At 40.7% G+C, this 21885-nt stretch carries 18 protein-coding genes; 1 reads left to right on the forward strand and 17 read right to left on the reverse strand.

Going from position 1 to position 21885, the window contains the following annotated elements; genetic code table 11:
• Nucleotides 1–80: 80 nt before the first annotated feature.
• On the forward strand, nt 81–1412 hold the full coding sequence (locus tag LKX84_RS12605) for a UDP-glucose dehydrogenase family protein (RefSeq protein WP_228237517.1): 1332 nt from the start codon (nt 81–83) through the stop codon (nt 1410–1412).
• A 117-nt stretch (nt 1413–1529) separates the two neighbouring features.
• Here LKX84_RS12605 and LKX84_RS12610 read toward each other — a convergent pair whose 3' ends face one another.
• From LKX84_RS12610 to LKX84_RS12695, 17 genes are all read right to left on the reverse strand, one after another.
• Nucleotides 1530–2732 (reverse strand): glycosyltransferase family 4 protein, encoded by a 1203-nt coding sequence (locus tag LKX84_RS12610; RefSeq protein ID WP_228237518.1) that lies wholly within the window; start codon nt 2730–2732, stop codon nt 1530–1532.
• Between the two features lie 5 nt (nt 2733–2737).
• On the reverse strand, nt 2738–3871 hold the full coding sequence (gene wecB, locus LKX84_RS12615) for a non-hydrolyzing UDP-N-acetylglucosamine 2-epimerase (RefSeq protein ID WP_228237519.1): 1134 nt from the start codon (nt 3869–3871) through the stop codon (nt 2738–2740).
• A 19-nt stretch (nt 3872–3890) separates the two neighbouring features.
• Nucleotides 3891–5033 (reverse strand): NAD-dependent epimerase/dehydratase family protein, encoded by a 1143-nt coding sequence (locus LKX84_RS12620; RefSeq protein WP_228237520.1) that lies wholly within the window; start codon nt 5031–5033, stop codon nt 3891–3893.
• Nucleotides 5034–5038: 5 nt separating this feature from the next.
• Nucleotides 5039–5467, reverse strand: a complete 429-nt coding sequence (locus LKX84_RS12625) for a dTDP-6-deoxy-3,4-keto-hexulose isomerase (RefSeq protein ID WP_228237521.1) — start codon at nt 5465–5467, stop codon at nt 5039–5041.
• The gene (locus LKX84_RS12630) at nt 5460–6470 is read right to left on the reverse strand and encodes a polysaccharide biosynthesis protein (RefSeq protein ID WP_228237522.1); all 1011 of its coding nucleotides are present in this window, start codon (nt 6468–6470) and stop codon (nt 5460–5462) included. The genes LKX84_RS12625 and LKX84_RS12630 overlap by 8 nt, the downstream gene beginning before the upstream one ends.
• Nucleotides 6471–6487: 17 nt before the next feature.
• Entirely contained in the window at nt 6488–7546 is a 1059-nt protein-coding gene (locus LKX84_RS12635; RefSeq protein ID WP_228237523.1) for a hypothetical protein, read from the reverse strand.
• Nucleotides 7547–7566: 20 nt separating this feature from the next.
• A complete protein-coding gene (wecC, locus tag LKX84_RS12640; RefSeq protein ID WP_228237598.1) occupies nt 7567–8760 on the reverse strand; it encodes a UDP-N-acetyl-D-mannosamine dehydrogenase in 1194 nt (397 codons plus the stop codon).
• A gap of 20 nt (nt 8761–8780) precedes the next feature.
• Nucleotides 8781–9899, reverse strand: a complete 1119-nt coding sequence (gene wecB / locus LKX84_RS12645) for a non-hydrolyzing UDP-N-acetylglucosamine 2-epimerase (protein ID WP_228237599.1) — start codon at nt 9897–9899, stop codon at nt 8781–8783.
• Between the two features lie 6 nt (nt 9900–9905).
• The gene (locus tag LKX84_RS12650; RefSeq protein WP_228237524.1) at nt 9906–10784 is read right to left on the reverse strand and encodes a glycosyltransferase family 2 protein; all 879 of its coding nucleotides are present in this window, start codon (nt 10782–10784) and stop codon (nt 9906–9908) included.
• Between the two features lie 91 nt (nt 10785–10875).
• The gene (locus LKX84_RS12655) at nt 10876–12051 is read right to left on the reverse strand and encodes an O-antigen ligase family protein (RefSeq protein WP_228237525.1); all 1176 of its coding nucleotides are present in this window, start codon (nt 12049–12051) and stop codon (nt 10876–10878) included.
• 6 nt (nt 12052–12057) lie between these two features.
• Nucleotides 12058–13224: a glycosyltransferase gene (locus LKX84_RS12660; protein ID WP_228237526.1), complete on the reverse strand. Its 1167-nt coding sequence runs from the start codon at nt 13222–13224 to the stop codon at nt 12058–12060.
• Nucleotides 13217–13789, reverse strand: coding sequence for a CatB-related O-acetyltransferase (locus LKX84_RS18030; RefSeq protein ID WP_410548880.1), 573 nt, complete (start codon nt 13787–13789; stop codon nt 13217–13219). The genes LKX84_RS12660 and LKX84_RS18030 overlap by 8 nt, the downstream gene beginning before the upstream one ends.
• Before the next feature lie 171 nt (nt 13790–13960).
• On the reverse strand, nt 13961–15814 hold the full coding sequence (asnB, locus tag LKX84_RS12675; RefSeq protein WP_228237527.1) for an asparagine synthase (glutamine-hydrolyzing): 1854 nt from the start codon (nt 15812–15814) through the stop codon (nt 13961–13963).
• 120 nt (nt 15815–15934) lie between these two features.
• Nucleotides 15935–17260, reverse strand: coding sequence for a flippase (locus LKX84_RS12680; protein ID WP_228237528.1), 1326 nt, complete (start codon nt 17258–17260; stop codon nt 15935–15937).
• 40 nt (nt 17261–17300) lie between these two features.
• A complete protein-coding gene (locus LKX84_RS12685; protein ID WP_228237529.1) occupies nt 17301–18389 on the reverse strand; it encodes a GDP-L-fucose synthase family protein in 1089 nt (362 codons plus the stop codon).
• Nucleotide 18390: 1 nt separating this feature from the next.
• A complete protein-coding gene (gene gmd, locus LKX84_RS12690) occupies nt 18391–19506 on the reverse strand; it encodes a GDP-mannose 4,6-dehydratase (protein WP_228237530.1) in 1116 nt (371 codons plus the stop codon).
• Between the two features lie 170 nt (nt 19507–19676).
• A complete protein-coding gene (locus LKX84_RS12695; protein ID WP_228237531.1) occupies nt 19677–21707 on the reverse strand; it encodes a hypothetical protein in 2031 nt (676 codons plus the stop codon).
• Nucleotides 21708–21885: the final 178 nt, after the last annotated feature.

The raw sequence follows: 21885 nt of genomic DNA on the forward strand, positions 1-21885 counted from the left end.
TTTATGGAAAGTTTATCTAAAACAAACAGTTGTTTTAAAGGGTTTATCGCATCTTTGTATGCAGAAATTTTAACTTAAGAATGAAATTAACAATCGTAGGTACCGGATATGTCGGCTTGGTAACGGGCACTTGTTTTGCTGAAATGGGAAACACTGTAACATGTGTAGATATCGATGAACAAAAGATAGAAAACCTAAGAAATGGTATCATCCCTATTTATGAACCAGGTTTAGAACCCATGGTAGCGCGAAATGTTGCCAATAAAACACTACATTTTCATACGCAACTTAATGATTGTCTGCACAATTGTGTCATGGCATTCATTGCCGTAGGAACACCTATGGGAGAAGATGGTTCTGCCGATCTCAAGTATGTGCTTCAAGTAGCCAAGGAAATTGGCGAACATATGACAACACCCTTAATTGTCGTAGACAAGTCCACCGTTCCTGTGGGGACTGCGGACAAAGTGAAAGCCGTAATAGCGGAAGAACTGCAGAAAAGAGGGGAAAATATTGAATTTCATGTAGTTTCCAATCCCGAGTTTTTAAAAGAAGGTGATGCTATTGGCGATTTCATGAAACCTGACCGCGTGGTTGTTGGGACGGAGAACAAAGAGACCGCGGAAACCATGCGCCAGTTATACGCTCCCTTTTTTAGGAGTAGTATGGACCGTATGTTGGTCATGGATGTTCGCTCAGCAGAAATGACCAAATATGTGGCGAATGCCATGTTGGCCACTAAAATATCGTTCATGAACGAGGTGGCCAATATTTGTGAACTTGTTGGGGCAGATGTAAATAAGGTGAGAATAGGAATAGGATCCGACAGTAGAATTGGTTATAGTTTCATTTATCCAGGTAGTGGTTATGGAGGATCCTGCTTTCCCAAAGACGTGAAGGCACTGAAAAAAACCGCAGAGCAAGCAGGTTATCATGCTCAATTGCTAAATGCCGTGGAAGATGTCAATGATCGACAAAAATTTGTCATTGCCGACAAGGTAATTTCCCATTACGGCAAGGACCTATCCAATAAAACATTTGCCGTTTGGGGTCTATCCTTTAAACCTGGAACTGATGACATGCGTGAGGCTCCCTCCATCTATATCATTAAAAAATTGACGTCCCTGGGAGCAAAAATTCAGGCCTATGACCCAAAAGCTATCCATGAGGCCCAAACATTCTATTTAAAGGATCTGGAAGGAATATCATATTCAGATACTAAGTATGGCGCACTTAAAAATGCGGACGCCCTGCTGCTGTTGACCGAATGGAAAGAATTCAGGTCACCAGATTTTCTAGAGATCAAAAGTTCCCTCAAAAAGCCCATTATTTTTGATGGTAGAAACCAATTCGATGGAGAACGTTTACAAAACCAAGGTTTTACCTATTATCAGATCGGAAAGAAAAACTAGTTTTTTTGGTTTGGTATCCTGACTAATTATAAAAAGGGCGACCAATTTGGTCGCCCTTTTTTATTGTCATTATAAGTCTGATAGGGATTGCCAGAAAATGGCTTTGCCATCGTTCCCTTATAAGTTTTCTATTTCCCTCATAATAGTTTCATATGCAATTTCCGGGGTAAGGCTCATTTTCATATAATGATGCCCATTTTGGCCCATTTTTCTTGACTCATCGGCATGCTCCAGTAACCAAAGTAGGTTTCTCTTGAAATCTTCCAACTTTCCTGCCTCGGACCAAAGACCAGAATTGGTCTGCTCCAACATCTGCCCGAAATCCGTACTAAGGTCTAAAGAGGCCAGAACTGGCTTTTTCAATCCAAAATAGGTAAGCACCTTGGAAGGAAAATTAGGTATGGTGAATTCATCGCTCAATGAAATCAGACCTACATCCGAAGCGGCCAAAATTTGAATGTATTCCTTTTTGGGCAACTGATCTATGGTGCGGATATTTTGCAACCCCAACTGTTCTATCATTTGTTCAACCCGATATTTTTCAGTGCCACTTCCGATCAAGTAAAAACATACTTGTTCGTTATCCTTCAACGCATTGGCCAAGGCAACAATGTTTTCCATTTTTTGAGGGCGGCCCATATTACCTCCGAATACGACCACAAACTTATCTTGAATTCCATATTTTTCCCGAATGGACAAAATATCTTCATCACTAACGGGTTCTGGTAATCTTTCCCAATTGGGCAACATATGTAATTTGGTTTGGCCCAATTCAGGGTTATGCCTTTTAACATAGTCAACATTGGCCTGAGACATACAACCTATAGAATCGGAAATTCTATATAGATCTTTCTCCTGCTTCCTGAAAAACTTGTGCAACAATCCATGTTGTCCCATCATTCCAAGGTCGACCGCATTCTGAGGGAAAATATCACGCAAAATAAGGTACACCTTGGCGGCACTTTTCTTCTTCAACCATGAAGCAACGCTTAACAATGTTATGGGCGGTGTAGGAAGCACGATGAGGTCAAAATCTAGATCTTGACAATATTTTTTAATTGCCCTTCTGTATTGGAAAGGCAAAAGCACATTGGCAATACCCTTTTTTATGGTACCTACATTGAACAAAGGAAGGGTTTTTACCCTCAGGACCTTTACGTTGCCTTCCATACAAACCCCATCACTAGGTTCATTTCCCTGTGGAGCTACCACCAAAACATCGTGACCCCGTTGAACAAACTCCTGCATTAGATCTGTATACAAGTTGTTGGCCTTGGACACATTGGGGAAACCCAAAGCCAAAAAAAGAACTCTCTTCATATTGTTCATTTGGACCATACTACCCTATTGACATAGTCCACATAGGAAAGAATGATACGTACCACTTTTTCACTTACATTGGGCATGGTATAATCGGAAACCTCCCTGAAATTTCGGTTTGGGTTTCTTTTCTGCACTTCGAGGGCCTTTAACCCTTGTAAAATCCGTTCCGGGTTCAATCCCACCATCATCACCGAAGCTTCTTCCATGGCTTCTGGTCGCTCATGGGCCTCCCTAATATTCAATGCCCTGAAATTCAAAATGGAGGATTCTTCAGAAATCGTTCCACTATCCGATAATACAGCGAAGGAATTCATTTGCAATGCATTGTAATCGGAAAAGCCCAATGGTTTCAAAAATTGGACGTTCTTGTGTGTCTCGATTTTTTTGGAATCCAACATGTTCCGTGTTCTTGGGTGGGTAGATACAATTACGGGATAATCATAAACCTCGGCGATTTGATTAAGTGATTCCATCAAACCTTCAAAATTCTTGGGGTTGTTAATATTTTCTTCCCTATGGGACGAAACCACAAAATACTTTTCCTTCTCCAGACCCAAATCCTCCAGTACCCTGGAGGCCTCAATCTTACCCTTAAACTGGTGCAATACTTCAAACATGGGACTACCCGTTTTTATTACCCTATCAGGGGACAATCCTTCCCTTAAAAGATATTCCCGGGCAATGTCACTATAGGTAAGGTTAATGTCGGCAACATGGTCCACAATCTTTCTGTTGGTCTCTTCCGGCACCCTCTGATCAAAACATCTGTTTCCTGCTTCCATGTGGAATACGGGAATCTTCCGTTTTTTTGCGGGAATTGCACATAAACAGGAATTGGTGTCCCCTAATACCAAGAAAGCATCGGGTGCAATTTTTTCAAGAACAGGATCGATCTTTATCAGAATATTGCCCACCGTCTCCGTTGCATTTTTACCTGCGGCACCCAAAAAGTAATCGGGTTTTCGAATACCAAAATCCTCAAAGAAGATCTCGTTCAGTTCGTAATCATAATTCTGTCCTGTGTGTACCAAAGTATGTTCAATGGCCTCATTGGCATCCAATGCATTCAACACACAAGCAAGGCGAATGATTTCCGGTCTTGTTCCTACTACGGTTAAAACTTTAAGTTTTTTCAATGGTCGTGTTTTAATTTAGTCATTCAACATTTTCAAAGTAGGTATCGGCATCCTCTGGATCATAGGGTTCGTTGATCCAGAAAAGGGTGATCAGTTCCCCGTCCCCTACATTGGTGATATTATGCGTGTACCATATGGGCATATCTACATAGGCGGGTTCTGTCCCGTCCAGTTCGTAGTTGATTACTTCGTTTGTCCCGATTTTTCGGAGTTGTATTCTGGCCTTTCCCTGAATAACCGCAAATCTTTCCGCCTTACGTGTATGGAAGTGGTTCCCGCGTGTGATCCCCGGAACCGTGGTAGAGAAGGAAAATTGTCCTGACGTTTGGGTTCTGGCAATCTCCACGAAGCTGCCACGAGGGTCCGTATGCTTGGTGAACTTTACTGGATAATGGGATTCCGGTATATAGCATCTAAAGGTGTTGAACAGGGATTTTTCAAAATGGTCTTCCAGATTGGGGAAAATCCCTTTTTCCATATAATCCGATTTGAACTTGTTCAACAATCCCAAAATAGTTGAAACTTTAACAAGATGATTGGGCTGAATATCGACCCCAAAACTATTTTGGCCCAATACCTCCCCTTTTTGCTCTCCAAATATGGTATCGATAAAAATCTTTACCAGATCGTTGATATAAATGAGACCCACTTCCCCATCATTTAGGATGGTAGGTTTTTCATTCCGGGACACTTTGTGGCAAAATGTCGCCACAACCGAATTATAATTCGGTTTGCCGAATGGTCCAAAAACATTGGGAATGGTCAAGGAAGTGAACTTTGCGCCAGAATCCTTGGCCCATTCCATAAACTTTTCCTTTCCTTCTTTTTTGGACTTCCCATACAAATTGTCCTTGGATTCTTGGGAAGAGGATGAAAAAATAATGTGAGGTTTTGAACCGGTATGGATACAAGCATCTATCAGTTCTTGCACCAATCCAATGTTGGCATTGTAAATAACATTAGGATCTTCATGTCGATTCATGGCAGCCAAATGCACTATGGTATCACAATTCGTTACAAATTGCTCCAACGCACTTTTGTCGTTAAAAAAGTTACGCTCAAAAGGTACCAGTTCCACATCTTCCCTCAAAGATAATGTTGTATACAAATGGTTGCCCACAAAGCCAGCCTGACCTGTAATCCCTATTTTTTGTTTTCCCATATCAATTACCATTTTGCCTCCCATTTTTTCATCGGATATCTAAAGTCATCTTTTTTGGATTCTTCCAAACCGAAATTAGAAAAGACTTGAAGTCTTGAACCTTCAGCAGTTGCTTTTATGCCTGTTGCATATCCGCCAGGGACACAGAGTACCTGTGGAACGGAATCGTCAATTTCAATTCTCAATGGTGCCAATTTCTCCGAAGGGGAATCAAAATTGTCCACTTGGATCAAATTGATCACAAAAGAACCGGATAGGCAATAAAACCATTTTTTCTCCTCCTGATGGGCTTGCCATGCCCTAATCACATTAGCATCCTTGGGGGCAATTTCATAAAACCGGACCACTTCTTGCAAATCAAAGGCGTTAACAAAACGTAATTTTCCCCGTTCATCTTCAAACAAATCGCCCTTGATCAACCTATGGTCAGCCATTCAATTCTTCCTTTATAAAGTCAAGGTTTAAAAGGGTGTTTTCCAATTCCCTCGCATTCAAATGCTTGGTATTGTGGGAATGGTAGTCCTCGATCTTACTAATATCCGTCTCACCTTCCGAGAAGTACCTGCTATAATTAAGATCCCTGTTATCTGCCGGAATCCTATAGAATTCTCCCATATCCTCTGCTTTCTGCATTTCTTCACGGGTACACAAGGTCTCATATAATTTCTCCCCATGCCTTGTTCCGATTACCTTTATCTCGTTGCTGGCATTGAATATTTTTTTGATTGCCTGTGCCAAGTCCCCAATGGTGCTTGCCGGGGCCTTATTTACAAACAAGTCGCCCTGGTTACCATGCTCAAACGCAAACAATACCAAATCAACAGCATCTTCCAAAGACATTAAAAAACGGGTCATATTCGGATCGGTTACCGTCAATGGGTTTCCCTCTTTGATTTGGTTCACGAACAAGGGAATCACGGAACCTCTTGAGGCCATTACGTTACCATAACGGGTAAGACAAACTTTTGTGGAATCCTCTGGGATATTTCTTGAAGCTGCCACCGCCACTTTTTCCATCAAGGCCTTGCTTATCCCCATGGCATTGATCGGGTATGCCGCTTTATCCGTACTCAAACAAATAATACGCTTTACCCCATTGGCCACAGCCGCATCTATTGTGTTCTGTGTACCGAACACATTGGTCTTGGCCGCCTCAATAGGAAAAAATTCACAGGAAGGCACTTGTTTTAGGGCAGCTGCATGAAACACATAATCAACTCCTTGCATGGCCCTGTTTATACTATTGTAATCGCGTACATCGCCAATATAGAACTTGATCTTAGGGTTTTTTAGGCGGTTTCGCATGTCGTCCTGCTTTTTTTCATCACGACTAAAGATGCGTATCTCACCTATATCAGTTTTGAGAAAACGGTCCAATACGGCATTTCCGAAAGAACCCGTACCGCCCGTTATCAATAATGTTTTACCTGTGAACATGGTATTGTGTTTAAATTTTACATGATAAATTGGCCCTTGTCCAACTCTTTTATTTTTTGATGATATGTTTCCAATTCCCGAATGGTCATACTATTCAAAAATTCTGAAATCGAATCGTAATCAATGTCTATTGTCCATCCCATTCCCTGTTCCAACACCCTTTCTCCAACATATGTGCCGGTGGCACAAACAATGGGAACGTTGAAAAATCCAGATTCATAGAACTTATTGGGCATTGCAACTTGTTCATTTTCCTGTGTATTGTTGTACACCACAAAGTTCAAGTTGTTTTCGCCATATATTTTTTCAAGGTCGTCTGGATTCTTAAACGGTCCGTGATAATAAATATTGGCATTTGCCTTGGTAGCACCTTCGATCTTTTCGATTAAACCATCATGTGTACCCCCATAAAAATTCAAGACCAAATCATTGTTCTTGGATACAACTTGAATTAGACGTTCAATTATTTCCGTATACCTAAAAGCCCCTATATAGGCAATCCTTATTTTGTCCACAGGCATGCTTTCAATAGGTCGGACCTTTCCATAAGTTTCAAGCTTGTTTTCAGCAACCACCAACTGGTTTTCATTAACCGATTTGGTGTAATATTTTGAGTAAAAGCTCTTGGATGTAAAAACCACCTTTCTTGATCTTTTCGCCAAAAAATGGTCTATGGAACTAAAAATCCTCCGCTTGGTCCTTCCATCATAAAGCCAAACAATATCGCTTATTTCATAATCTACTTTGGCATTTAAGAGAAAAAAGGAGAAAATTCTCAGGTCCAGACCAAAAACGTAGACGTTCTTTTTTCTAAAACCATACTTGACATACAAAGTCCATAACAAACCCAGGAAAACAAATATTCTCTTGATATATTCTCCATTTTTCAACTTTCCGGCCACATTCACCGTTACATTGGCATTTTCTTCCAAAACTTTATGGTTTTGGACGGAATGTACATTTCTGGTGAAACCATAAACATGCACACTGCCATATTCTTTGGCCTTTTGGTTTATTCTCTTGACTATTCTAGGCTGCTCCAAGGATTGGGCCAAAACAATCAGAACGTCTTTCATAGGTATATTACTTTTCCAAATTAGGATTGAAGTATCCCACAAAAATCCAGAATCTTCTTTGAAGTATCCCTTGGTAGCCCCTTGAATTCATTGTGAGCAACCAAATACACCACTATATCCGCATTTTCAAAGGCCGTTTTATAATCGGTCAGTTTAAACACATTATGGGATTCAATATTTGGTTCCACAATGTAATATTCTTCATTGTTGGTGTTCTGCAACACTTTTTGTACAATGTATTTTGCCGGGGACTCCCGCAGGTCGTCAATATTTGGTTTAAAGGCCAATCCCATTAGTGCCACCTTTGGCTTATATCCTTTTTCCAGTTCAAATTTCAATTTTTCACTCTGCACTTTCTCGGCACACCAAAACGATTTATAATTGTTGATTTCCCTAGCCGTGCCAATGATTTTTGATTCCATCGGATAATCGGACACAATGAAATATGGATCCACTGCGATACAATGTCCTCCTACCCCACAACCCGGTTGCAGGATATTCACCCTTGGGTGTTTGTTGGCTAGCTTGATCAGTTCCCAAACATTTATATCTGCCTTATCACAGATAAGGGACAATTCATTGGCAAAGGCAATTTGCACATCTCGGGAAGAGTTCTCGACCAATTTGCACATTTCAGCCGTACGGGCGTTGGTTCGATGTAGCTCTCCTTTTACATATTGGGCATAAAAATTTACTGCCTTGGAAGTTGACTCTTCATCTATACCCCCAATAACCCGGTCATTATGGACCAGCTCGTACATTACGTTACCAGGAAGTACACGTTCTGGGCAATAGGCCATAAAAATCTTTCCTTTCAACTCGGGGCGTTCCCCATAAATAAGGTCACGCATCTTCTCCGTAGTGCCTATGGGAGAAGTAGATTCAATGATATATAGATCCCCTTCTTTTAAAAGTGGCAATATGGCCCTTGTTGCCGATTCAACATATGAAATATCCGGTTCGTTCTTCTCTTTGAACGGGGTAGGCACCACTATCAAATAGGTATTCCCTTCCTTGGGTTCAAGGTTTGCCTTCAAATATCCTTCGCTAACCGCTTTTGATACAGCCTCTTCCAAATCGGGTTCAACAATGTGTACCTTACCTTTATTTATGGTTTCAACCACCCTTGGGTTTACATCCACACCATTGACTTCGGTCTTGTTTCCTGCGATCAACGCAGCTGTGGGCAAACCGATATACCCCAACCCCATCATTGTAACTTTATTCTGTGCCACTATTTTAAATTTTTCATGAATTCAACAATACGATTACAGGCTTTTCCGTCGCCATACGGATTATGAAGCCTACTCATGGTTCCATATTTTTTGTCATCAGTGAGCAGGTTTGAGGCTTCCGATACTATTTTTTCCTTATCGGTCCCTACCAAAATTACTGTTCCTGCTTCTACAGCTTCAGGTCTTTCCGTGGTATCCCTCATGACCAAAACCGGTTTGCCCAAACTAGGGGCTTCTTCCTGCACACCTCCACTGTCCGTGATTACCAAATGGCTTCTATCCATTAACCAAACGAACTCTGGATATGCCAATGGTTCGATAAGTTTTATATTGTCCAAATCACCCAACAGTTCATAAACTGGTTTTTGGACCTTAGGATTCAAATGTACGGGATATACAATTTCCACGTCCTTAAACTTTTGAGCTATTTCCTTTAAAGCTTGACAAATGTTGATGAATCCTTGACCGTGGTTTTCACGTCTATGCCCTGTAACCAAGATGATTTTTTTATCACTGGAAATTTTTGATTTGAGCTCATGCAATTCTTTTGAATCCAAGCTCTTTACCCTTTCAACACTATCATGTAATGCATCGATAACTGTATTGCCCGTGATGACAATAGCCTCCTTTTCCACTCCTTCGTTCACCAAATTATTATAGGAGGTCTGAGTTGGAGCAAAATGATAGTCGGCCACATGCCCTGTAACCCTCCTATTGATTTCTTCAGGAAAGGGAGCCCATTTATTAAAAGTACGTAGCCCTGCTTCCACATGACAGACCCTGGCACCTGAATAAAATCCGGCAATACTTGTGGCCATGGTTGTGGTCGTATCTCCATGCACATAAACAAAATCGGGCTGGAAAGACTCCAATACTGGTTGCATACTGGTAATTATGGCCGCCGTAAGGCCATAGAGGTTTTGACCTGGCTTCATCAAATCCAAATCATAGTCAGGGGTTATCTCGAAAAACTCCAATACCTGGTCCAACATTTCCCTATGTTGCGCGGTAACACAGACTTTGGTCTCAAAATGGTCAGACCCTTGAAATGCCTTGACCAATGGCGCCATTTTTATTGCTTCTGGCCTTGTTCCGAAAACGATCAGATTTTTTTTCAACATATTTTAGTGCTTTCTGTTCTTATATAGTAAATGGTAGTACAGTTTTGGAAAAACCACTTTAAAATATCCGGTCGTCAAAAAAAGGGGATACCGAAGAGGAAAGTGTTTTTTCATATGATGGGTTTGGGAAACAAAATCAAAACCAATGGGGTTGTACAACATTTTATACCGTTCCTTAAAAGGAAGATTAAAAAATCTTTGGTAAGGATCTTTATGGTCGTTGATACATTCTCCCACCACTCCTGGCATTATAAGTGCGGGGATGTTTTTTTTGACCGCTTTAAGCGTATAGTCATAATCGGCCAATCCATGTACATACCCTTCAGATAATATACCCACTTCATCCACAACATTTTTGCTAACCCACATGATATTGGCATTACCTAATTCACAGGGAATAGGTTTATCCTGTGGTTCCAGTCTTTTGGATGTGGCCAAGAACTTATTGATGAAAACCGATCCGCCATAAGAGACCTTTCTTGTTTTGGCATCTATTGTGGTCCCCACGTAAACACCACCCAAGCCGTAATTTGAAAGTGAAAAAGCGTGGGTTTCTTGAACGGAATCAAATAAATGGGGATAGACATCGGTATCATCATTCAACAAAAGGTAAGCGTCATAGTTTCCCTTTATTGCTTCTTTCCATGAATTGCGCATACCTCCCGCCCAGTACAGATCACCTGTACCCTTGAGAATCTTTACATAGGGAAATTTTGCTGAAACTGCTTCCGATGTCCCATCGGTAGAGCCATCATCAGTAAGATAGATAGTCATTTGAACAATATGATTTGATTGCTCAAATGCATTGTTCAAGGCGGTCAAGGCTTTAATCGTTTTCTCTTTCCTGTTAAAACAGGTAAGAAGAATGGCAACTTTGTCCATATTTGGGGTTAATGGCTTAGTGATTCGTCACAATACAAAACGCTACAAAAGTAAAGTATTGTAACCAAGTAGGGGATAATTTTGGACGATACTACTCAATTAAGGGATAATCGGTATAATATGATTTGGCGACCCCTGCAAAAAAGCAGAAAAATGCAAAGAAATCGAACATCCCCTCCAAAATGGGTTCCAAAGTGAACACTGTTGTAAAGGCCAAGGCATAGACAATGATCTGATTGTTCAAAAAATAATTCGTTGCATTTTTGCGGACCGCTTTCCATATCGTAATGTAAGCTCCGGTTGTAAAAATTATCAGCAGAAAAAAGGAAAGTACGCCTCCTATCCTGAGCACATCGAACCAAAGATTGTGTGCGTGACCAAATTCATCCTCGCTCCACCCCAACGGTTTGTCAAAAAGATTCTCAAGGGATTTTGCCCAACGATCGGTCCGGCCTCCTCCTGACGCAAAATCACCACTGTCCTCCATCCTATTGGCATATGCCGACAACCAATCCTGATCCAAATCAAAATTGATCTTGGTAGACAAATAGAACACTCCCAAAAAGAAAACCAAAAACATCACAAAATTCCGTTTGAAGGATTGGCGGGGCATGATATAGATCAAAGAGAGTAGCAATGCGATCATGCTGATTCCCAACTGGGTTCGGCTACCAATACGCAAAACGCAAGCTACCGTAACCACATAAACAAGTAGCAGTACGATTCTCAGAATCAGTGATAGGCCCTTAACACGAGGTATCAACAAAGCAGGAATGGTCATTATCAAAGAAAAATACGATCCCATTATAGTGGCCGGCACTATATTTCCGGTCCAAAAATTGGGCAAGTTTCTTTCCACTACAGCATATCCATTACGAAGAATATCCGTAAACACCGATAGAATGGCGGATATTGAAAAAATAATTCCAACGAACAGCAGCAAATAGAATAAACTCTTTGTGTTTCCTGCCAGTTTGGAAGCAAAGAACTTGCCCAGTAAATAAAAAATGGGCGGGACTACTGCATATATGACAATGTACTGGTTTCCAGCTTTGGGCTCAAATGAAAAATAGGCCGCATAGGTCAACGAAAACAGTAGAAGAACAAAAAAACTGAAATCTAGGTTTCGTATTAAAAAACCCCTTTGTATTACAACCAATGGGACCAATAAATACCCAATATAAATATTGAGCCCCAACGGATTGAGCAAGTATAGCAAGAACAGTCCAAGAAACGGAATGCCTATTTTGCGGATCTCTTTAATCACTCTTCTTTATATTTTGAAAATCTTTTTTCGCAAGTTCTTTGCCTTCGTCCTAGTCATTTTATGGAACAATCTCAATACGAATTTATATGACAGTTGTTTAAAGTTATATTCAATATTCCTATCTAAATTGAATTTATTCGGATTTTTCTCCACTATCGCGGTATCATATAGAAAAAAATCGACACCCTCAATAGAATTCATGATATTATCATCGTGAGGTTTTAGTGATTTACCATATGATTTTAAAATCTTATAATTCAACAATCTGCAAGACAATAAATACCTCTTTTCACTTGCCCGTCTATATCCATATAAATCAACACAAAGATCATCCTTTTTAATTTCGAGCACCTTCTCGATCAGCATGTTCTCATAAAAAGCATCGTATACGGCCTTGGATTGGTTCACAGTGGATAATACATATTCCCGTTGAAAACCTTGATCCAAAGGTACTTGGTAGATGGTACTGTCATTCCCTACATGGGTACCGGCATCGCTAAAATTGGTGGATAGCGATATCTTGGGATACATGAAATAGAAATCTTTTTCAACTAAATAAGCTATGTTATACTTTAGCCAGGATTTAGCGGACCAACTCCTCACATAAGCAGGTACATTGTTATTATGGTCAATGTCAGGGTCATTATCATACCATTCCATAAATCCAGACCACTGCTCCCTGCTCCATGCCTGACCCCAAGAAGAGGCAAATTGAAAGTACCAATTATCGAAACCATCCTGTATGGGTGAGAAATTATCGCGTGTATGTACATTCAACTGATGGTTGTACAAAGAGATTCCCCCGACCTTGGGCTCATTCTTTGAAAATTGCAGGGCCTGGTCAACAAAAAAGTAAAAATTGGGGGAAACAAAAAGATCATCCTCCAAAACAATAACCGATCCATATTCCAAACTGAGGTTCCCACATTTTAAAATGTGTTTTCTCAAGCCTAGATTTTCTTTTTGATAGATTACCTCCTTTTTCCCATGATTCCATTCATAAGCATTGGCAATGTCCAAGACTTCTTGGTTATGATCAGCCTTATCGATACTGATAAGGAGATCGATTTCCTTATTGGGATATCCCGCATTTGATAAGGATTTTAGCAATCTGGTCAAAGCTCTCGGCCTATTGTATGCTACAACAACTATTGGGGTATTCTTATCACTCATGCCTTAAGATATCCATAAAGTGTTTGATGTTTTTAAACAAATGGGCATTTTCCTTGATCCATCCCTCTGGCCTATCCCACCATTTAACTTCCATTAAAAAGGTAATTTCGTCTTCACTAAAACGTTTTTTGATGATTTTTGCCGGAACACCCCCCACAATAGTATAGGGTTCAACATCCTTTACCACAAGGGCGTTCGCCGCTATAATGGCCCCATCCCCAATCTTGATTCCATCCATTAGGGATACATTGGCTCCAATCCAGACATCGTTGCCTATTGAAATACTATAACCCCCTTCCTGCGGAGTAGCAAACTCCTGAAAACATTGTCCCTTGGCATAGGTATAACCCACAGGGGTCTTTTCGGCAAAAAAAACAGGATGTGTGGAAACAAAGGTATCAGCGGGATGTTTACCAAAAATACAATTTACATTGGGTCCGATGGAACAATACCTGCCTATTTTAGTTTTGGATATGCTGGCCCCATCTGCAATATAAGAGCCAAAACCAATCTTTGAAGAAACAATGGAACTATTTTTTCCAAAACCATTTTTTCCTTCACACATCACGGAAAATCCGATAAATGCATTTTTTTTATAAATTATTGCCTTTGTTCTTTTTAGGTATATTCTTCTGAAAAAAATTGCGATACCTGTCAAAAAAGAACTGGATAGCACCCATTTTTTTATTGTATTGACCATGAAACCTTCCGTTACCGATGCTTATTCCGTGAAAAACTAAACAACAAGAGTTTCACGTTTTAATATGGCTTTTTCCCAAATGTAGGGAGATAATTCTGTCCAACATTTCTGTGCTTCCGAGAAATTATGGTTCTCCTTATTCACAATAGCAGTAATCCTATCCTTCAATTGATGTGGATCTGTAACCAATCCCGACTGTAAAAAGGAATTGGAATTCACCGTATCCATGAACCAGTCAGACAGTTCGTTCTGCATCCAGTCCACAATGGGAGAACTGAAACCAACCTTTGATTTTCGCCAAGTAACTTCCTTGGGCAGGAACGGATCCAAGGCATCACGCACAATTCTTTTGGTATAACCATTCCCAATTTTGGTGGAATACGGCACAGAATTCAAAAAACTTACAATCCTGTGGTCCATAAAGGGCATCCGAATCTCCACGCCATTGATCATTGCATATCTATCATAATTACGCAAGAGTGTGGGCATGATATTCTCATGGAACATACTGTATAGATATTGGGATAGATTATCCAACTTATTGAAATTTGGATGTCCATTGTCTATGGATGGCATCTTTTTACCCAAAATCTTTTTACCCGTTTTTCTTGCCATGTAATCCAAATACACCTTGAGCTTTCCTTCCCTGTCATATTGCACCTCATCCTCATTGATAGATCCCTGGTAGATGTTAAGGATATCTTTTGTATTCCTTAAGTTGAAACGGGCATCCCAAAGACTCTCCAACGTACCTTGTTGATAGCCGCTCAACAACTCATCGGCACCATGACCATCCAATGTCACAGTTACCCCGTTCCGCTTCACTGCCCCATATAACATGACCATTGGTAAAGGCGACGTGATATAAAGATCTTCGAAGAGGTAAAAATATTCTTCCAGTTTTCCCCAGTGTTCCAACGGGTCTATTTTCACGTATGTGGCTCCGATTCCCAAATGGTCCGTAACCATTTTTGCATAATGGGATTCGTCCAATGGGGTCCCTGGAAATGTGGCGACAAAGGCATGTTGCCAATCGTTGGAATAACTATTGTTGTTCTTTGCCAGATTGGCCATTGCCGCTATGGTGGCACTACTGTCCAAACCACCGCTCAAAGCCGTGCCAATGGTAACATCTGAACGCATACGAAGCTTGCATGAGTCCATAAAAAGCTCCCTGAACACCTCTACTTGTTCTTCATAAGATTTGGGAACCTCCACCAAATGGTCCAACGTGTTCCAATACCGATAAAGTGACAACTTCCCATTTTCAAAATGTCCACTATGCCCAGCTGGAAACCGTTTGATTCCTTTGATCAAACATTTTTCAGTGGCCTCGTAGAAAAAGACGTTCTTTTTCATCCAATTAAAATCGTCCGATACCTCAAGCCGGTCCATAAACGGGAAGATGGCCTTCATTTCGGAGGCAAAAATGAACTTACCGTCCACTTGTGCATAGAACAAGGGTTTTTTACCATATCTATCCCTGGACATGAACAATCGTTTGGTCTCTGTATCCCAAATGGCCAAGGCCCACATACCGTTAAATTTCAATACGCATTCTTCCCCCCATTGTATGTAAGCTTTCAGCAATACCTCCGTGTCCGATGTTGATCTGAACCTATGGCCCAAATTTTCCAATTCCTTTTGTATTTCAAGGAAATTGTAGATCTCCCCATTAAAAATGACCGCATATCTCCTGCTCTCGTGGAACATGGGTTGATGACCGTTTTCAGAAATATCCAAAATGGAAAGCCTTCGATGTCCCAAGGATACCTCGTCATCAATATTTTCGATACCAAAACTATCTGGGCCCCTGTGGGTCAAGGTATCCAAGGCTCCTTTGAAGTGGCTATGTTCCGTAGCAGGGACTGTTCCTAAAATTCCGCACATTTTGCTTTAGGTTTATTCTTGTTGGTTGATTTACTAATTCTATACCTAACCCAATATTGTATTGGGATATTAAATTCAATGCTATTACACATTATAGATCGATCTGCCCAAGTTTCTTTCCTATAACAACTTTCTGTCCTTGAAAATTTGGACAAAAAGCAGGGCCCTGACCATCATAAAAAAGGAATTTCTGGTTTTTTTGAAAAATACAGGTGCCAAAACCGAGGCAATAAACTGTGAAATCAATGTAGCGTACGCGGCGCCTATTATACCATAGGTGGGAATCATGGCAATATTCAATAGAATATTGGCCATCATACCCATTCCCAAACAAATGATATTATAGGCCTGAATATTTTCGCTGATGAACCACTTTTGGTTTGCAACACCCAAAAATACAAACACGCTTCCCAGTATATGGATGTTCAACACCATTGCAGATTCTATAAACTCACTTCCATATAGGATCTGTATCATCCAAGAACTGAACAATAGGACGGGCAATATGATCACCACTCCCAAAACCACCATAAGGTTGTACAAACGTTGCAATCTGTCCATATACAGGTTGTCATCCTTTAGTTTCGCATTAATGATTGCCGGAAACAAAGAGCTGCAAATGATGGTGGGGATAAAGTACCATGCCTCGCTTAACCGCACCGCCGCAGAGTATATACCGACTTCACTGTTGCCAAGAAACTCCTTGATCATCACTTGATCGATCTTCATATAAATGGATACTATGATACCACTGAGAATCAAAGGCCAGGCATCCTTGAGCAATACTCTCGATACGGACCATGAAAACCTCCATGTAAACAGGGAATGCCCCATCTTTTTATAGTACCAAATTTGTCCAACTGCCAAAAAAACCACATCGAACGCCAGTGTGTAGACAAAATAGATCAATGAGTATTCAAATACTATTAAATAAATCTTGATCAATGCCGAGATAATCACCCCAACCAACCCGGTAAGGGCAAAGTACTTGCTCTTCACCACACTATGAAAGTAGGAAGAAATGATAGTGAAACTGTTGATGAAGGTCAATAGTCCCAAAATCACAATGATCTTATTGGTCAGCGGCTCATCGTTGTTCACATAGATACTGATAGCAATTATGACCATTATTATCGTTGACCCCAAAGTCTGAAGTCCAAAAGATGACCCCATGATCACATTGTGGTCGTCTTGGGATTTTACCAATTCCCTAATAATGATATCGTTAAGTCCCAATGAAGACAAGGCTGCAAAAATCCCAACAAAACTCTGGGCGTAACTTAAAATCCCGAATTCAGTCGGGCCCAAGTACCTTGTTACCCATACCCCAACACTTAGCGCGATCAAAAGTCGAATGACCTTCTCCGCCATTAGCCATGATGTATTTTTCAGGTATCTGGTAAAACCTGAATTGTTTTCTAAATATGTTGTTAGCTTACCTATCAATGGTGGTTGGTGTTAATCATCGTTATGGGGCCATGTTCAATCAAGAGCCCAGATAATATTGATACATCAGATGCAATCCTTGGGCGATATCCACTTTGTGTTTCCAACCCAGGTCGTTGAGTTTGGTAACGTCGGTGCGCTTTACCATGGTACCATCAGGTTTATCCGCATTGTATTGAAACACACCTTTGAAACCGATGTGTACCTTAATTTGTTCTGCAAGATCAGCAATGGAAATATCAATACCGGTTCCTATGTTGATATGGGTATTTCTAATTTCAATATCCTCATTTTTATAAGTGTCCTTAAAGTCCCTGTTTTCCATAATGAACACACAGGCATCTGCCATATCTTCGGACCAGAGGAACTCCCGTTTTGGCTTTCCACTCCCCCAAATCTCAACCGACACCTTTCCTGCTTCTGTCTTTACCAAACCATATTTTTTGAGAATCTGTAACTTTCGGTCCATTTGGTCATCTCCGGCAACCCCCTCTATGGGAAGACGGTTCAAATCCTTATCAATGGTGTCCCAGTCATTATTTTCCAATGCCTTTCCTAAATGCACTTTTCTGATAAGGGCTGGCAAAACATGGGACTTTTCAAGATTGAAATTATCGTTGGGTCCATACAGATTGGTAGGCATCACCGATATGAAATTTGTTCCATATTGAAGGTTATAGCTCTCGCACAGTTTGATCCCTGCAATTTTTGCAATGGCATAGGGCTCATTGGTATACTCCAAAGTGTCCGTAAGAAGGTATTCCTCTTTCATGGGTTGTGGACAATTTTTGGGATAAATGCAGGTGCTTCCCAAAAACAAAAGCTTTTTAACACCCTGTAGATAACTTTGATGAACAATGTTGTTCTGTATCATCAAATTATCATAGATGAACTCGGCCCTGTATGTATTATTGGCCACAATACCCCCAACCTTTGCCGCGGCCAAAAAAACGTATTCCGGTTTTTCCTGAGCGAAGAACTCCGCTACGGCAGTACTGTTGGTCAGATCCAATTCCGAATGTGTCCTGGTGACTATGTTTTGATATCCTCTGCCCTTCAAGTTCTTGACCAGGGCACTACCGACCAATCCTCGGTGACCGGCGACATAAATTTTAGCCTCCAATTCCATTCTATTCAAAATAGTTTAGAATGCGATATCCACCATCCTTAAGGTATTGTTCCTTTTGCATAAGTTTTATATCGCTCTGCATCATATCCTTCACCAAATCTTTCAGGTCATATTCTGGAACCCAGCCTAATTTGGTCTTTGCCTTGGTTGGGTCACCTATCAATAGGTCCACTTCCGTAGGTCTAAAATATTTAGGGTCCACAGCGAGTACTTCCTTGCCAATCTCCAATTGGAATTTGGGATCATGACATGCCTTCACATAGGCTTTCTCATCCACCCCTTTTCCTTTAAATTCCAGTTCAATTCCCACTTCGTTAAAGCTCATTCGCACAAATTCCCTTACCGGGGTGGTCTTTCCTGTGGCAATGACCCAATCCTCAGGTTCATCCGCCTGTAGGATCATCCACATCATACGTATATAGTCTTTGGCATGTCCCCAATCCCGTTGGGCATCCAAATTGCCTAAAAAGAATTTATCCTGCAGCCCAAGTGCTATCCGTGATGTGGCCCTTGTTATCTTTCTTGTCACAAAAGTTTCTCCACGAATGGGAGACTCATGGTTGAACAGTATTCCATTGCAGGCGTACATGTTATAGGCTTCCCTATAATTTACGGTTATCCAATAAGCGTACATTTTAGCCACGGCATAGGGACTTCTTGGATAAAAAGGGGTTGTTTCACTTTGGGGCACTTCTTGCACTTTTCCATACAATTCTGAGGTAGATGCCTGATAGATCCTAGTTTTGTCCCCAAGACCCAGTAATCTTACCGCATCCAAAATCCTCAATGTACCTAGTCCATCCGCATTTCCAGTATACTCTGGAGTTTCAAAACTCACATGCACGTGGCTCATGGCCGCCAAGTTATAAATCTCATCTGGTTGTATTTCCTGAATGAGGCGTATCAGATTGGTACTATCTGTCATATCCCCGTAATGAAGAATGAAGTTTCGGTTCTCCACATGTGGGTCTTGGTAGAGGTGATCAATACGGTCTGTGTTAAAAAGGGATGATCTTCTTTTTAGTCCATGGACTTCATAACCTTTTTTTAAAAGAAATTCACTAAGGTAAGCTCCATCCTGTCCGGTCACCCCGGTAATCAATGCTTTTTTTGCCACGAGTTTTTAAATTTTACAACAAAGATGTGTATTAAACAGAATATAGCAAGTAATATTATATGAAATGCCACTTTTTCTGGATAGGAAACCATATATGGAACAAATGGAGGAATGACATAAATAAAAAGGGGGCATAGCCCCCTTTTGTTATTGTTGATAAGTGATCAAAATCATTCGATTGTTATGGGATTGCCACTGGCGTCTGTGCTATTAACGATTTCCACTGAGGAGGCACTCCCCATTACCAATAAGGCATTGGTACCACTTGCACCGGACAGACTACAGTTTTTTATGACGTTATTGTTGAAATTGCCCCTAAGATATCCAAAAGGTCTGGCGGACTCTCCTTGGGAATAGTTAACGGTTACATTTTCTAAAGTAACGCCAACCACATCTACCCCATTACTGGCCAAAACACCATTGATTCCATTGGGAGAGGACATATCCACATTAATGTCATTATTTGTAAAATCTATGTAGCCATGGGTACCACTATTTTTTGAAAACCTGAGTGCAGCTACATCGATACCCTGTGTTGATGTAAAATTGAAGGTGTTCCCATCAACCTTTATTGGTTCATTGTTTACTGGAGCATACTCGTTCATAGTATTCACATAACAATTGTTAAAGATGTTATTGGACACTTGAATATTTTTCAAAGCCCCACTGTAAGTACTAGTGTTCGAACCCAAACGAACACCACCATAGTTTCCGACACTTTCCATAGTAATGACATTATTTGTGATGATGGCATCATCCACTTCGGTCATGGAAAGTAAATAATAATGGGCATCATGTCCGGGAACGGTTCGGATCACATTGTCATGAACCCTTATATTCTGAATCAGATTACTACCCTGGGTACTAAAAAAGTCAATCATTGACCCCATTTGCTGTGGAGAAACGAACAATGATTCAGGAATTTCCTCAAAATAACTGTTCTTGATTTCCACGTTGGACACACAGGCTTTTATAGCTCTTCTGGTACAATACCTATAATCTTCGTTATCAAAGGTGAATGAACTACTATGATCTAGGGATCCTCCGCTTTGTATTGCGTAAAAGGCCTCGGCATCGTCTCCAATAATATTGGTTACTTTATTGTTTTTATGGACAACCGAAAATGGATCCCCATAATTGATTCCTGAAATGGTGTACCACCATCCTTTGGAAATACCGGCCGGGGCATTGTTATAATTTCCATCTCCTTGGGCCACCACTTTATCGATTACACAATCGGAAAATTCCCCGTATTTAAATCCGGATGAGGTAGCATCTATAGTAAAACGAAACGCAACGGCGCGATAGGTTGAGGACGCATACAGATTATGCACGTATAACTTGTTGAACCTATAGTAATTTTGACCGTGTAGATAAAACAGCCTACCATATGTATCGGTACCGTCAAACTCACCATTGTAAATATTGGGGGAAAGATTGGTGATTTCAAAAACGGCATCCACAGAAACCTGTCCGGTATTGAAACTGGCTGCACTTGTAATTTTCACTACCGCTCCATTCATGTTCCAGTCCAAGGTTCCTGATCTCCTGTAATAGGATGGTTTGTTCTTAACATAAGAGCCTCCTTCAGATCCAACCGCCAAGGAACAATTGTTTATCAAGGCGTCAATAGCATCGGTATCATCACCAGAGTCCCCTGAAACCGCTCCAAAGGTTTCTGGACTTATTCTGGAGCTTTCATAAATACCACTAAATGTAACACTGGGAGCAAAAGCCTGTTTGTTGGTATTTTCAATATAGGCTCCATTAAGATTGATATTGGAACCTGTTATAACCCCTCCTGCGGGTTCAATGGTCTGCCCAGCAGCGAAAGTACACCCATTACATTCAAAAGAATTTGAAATCACGGCCTTAAAGTTCGCATGTGCAGGATCAGAAACATCCGCAGATGATGTTGGGGTATATGTCCCTTCTATTTTATTTGTATTCTCGGGATTGTCAGGGGTATCAATTGTGAAATCGATTCCCGATCCCGAATCCGTACCTGAGTTCCCGTCAGTATTTCCATCGGTGCCGTCAGGATCAGTTTGGCCATCAGTATCCCCTGGATCTACAACTTCTTCATCCGGATTAAGGACGTACTCGTCAAATAGATCGCTATCTTTGCTGCATGAAGTAAAAAAAACAAGGAAAAGGGCCAATACCATCATTTTAAGTAGGTGGGGTTGAAAGATTTTCATTGGCGATTAAAATTTTTGATGTTTTAAAATTAGTGTATACTCAAAGTAAAATCGTCCAAAAACCATTTTTTTCGACGAAATACACGGAATTTTACGCATCAAACTTTTTTTTGGATGTCATGGCTTCCTTAAAATCGACAAAATACGTCAAATTTTAACATTTAACCAAATTTTCAAG

This window comes from Allomuricauda sp. M10 (assembly GCF_020782875.1).
Lineage (GTDB): Bacteria > Bacteroidota > Bacteroidia > Flavobacteriales > Flavobacteriaceae > Flagellimonas.

Excerpts from the sequence above, each read along its gene's own strand:
- LKX84_RS12605 (WP_228237517.1), top strand. The coding sequence starts at position 81 with ATGAAATTAACAATCGTAGGTACCGGATATGTCGGCTTGGTAACGGGC.
- LKX84_RS12610 (WP_228237518.1), bottom strand. The coding sequence starts at position 2,732 with ATGAAGAGAGTTCTTTTTTTGGCTTTGGGTTTCCCCAATGTGTCCAAG.
- LKX84_RS12620 (WP_228237520.1), bottom strand. The coding sequence starts at position 5,033 with ATGGGAAAACAAAAAATAGGGATTACAGGTCAGGCTGGCTTTGTGGGC.
- LKX84_RS12625 (WP_228237521.1), bottom strand. The coding sequence starts at position 5,467 with ATGGCTGACCATAGGTTGATCAAGGGCGATTTGTTTGAAGATGAACGG.
- LKX84_RS12630 (WP_228237522.1), bottom strand. The coding sequence starts at position 6,470 with ATGTTCACAGGTAAAACATTATTGATAACGGGCGGTACGGGTTCTTTC.
- LKX84_RS12635 (WP_228237523.1), bottom strand. The coding sequence starts at position 7,546 with ATGAAAGACGTTCTGATTGTTTTGGCCCAATCCTTGGAGCAGCCTAGA.
- wecC (WP_228237598.1), bottom strand. The coding sequence starts at position 8,760 with ATGATGGGGTTGGGGTATATCGGTTTGCCCACAGCTGCGTTGATCGCA.
- LKX84_RS12650 (WP_228237524.1), bottom strand. The coding sequence starts at position 10,784 with ATGGACAAAGTTGCCATTCTTCTTACCTGTTTTAACAGGAAAGAGAAA.
- LKX84_RS12660 (WP_228237526.1), bottom strand. The coding sequence starts at position 13,224 with ATGAGTGATAAGAATACCCCAATAGTTGTTGTAGCATACAATAGGCCG.
- LKX84_RS18030 (WP_410548880.1), bottom strand. The coding sequence starts at position 13,789 with ATGTGTGAAGGAAAAAATGGTTTTGGAAAAAATAGTTCCATTGTTTCT.
- asnB (WP_228237527.1), bottom strand. The coding sequence starts at position 15,814 with ATGTGCGGAATTTTAGGAACAGTCCCTGCTACGGAACATAGCCACTTC.
- LKX84_RS12685 (WP_228237529.1), bottom strand. The coding sequence starts at position 18,389 with ATGGAATTGGAGGCTAAAATTTATGTCGCCGGTCACCGAGGATTGGTC.
- LKX84_RS12695 (WP_228237531.1), bottom strand. The coding sequence starts at position 21,707 with ATGAAAATCTTTCAACCCCACCTACTTAAAATGATGGTATTGGCCCTT.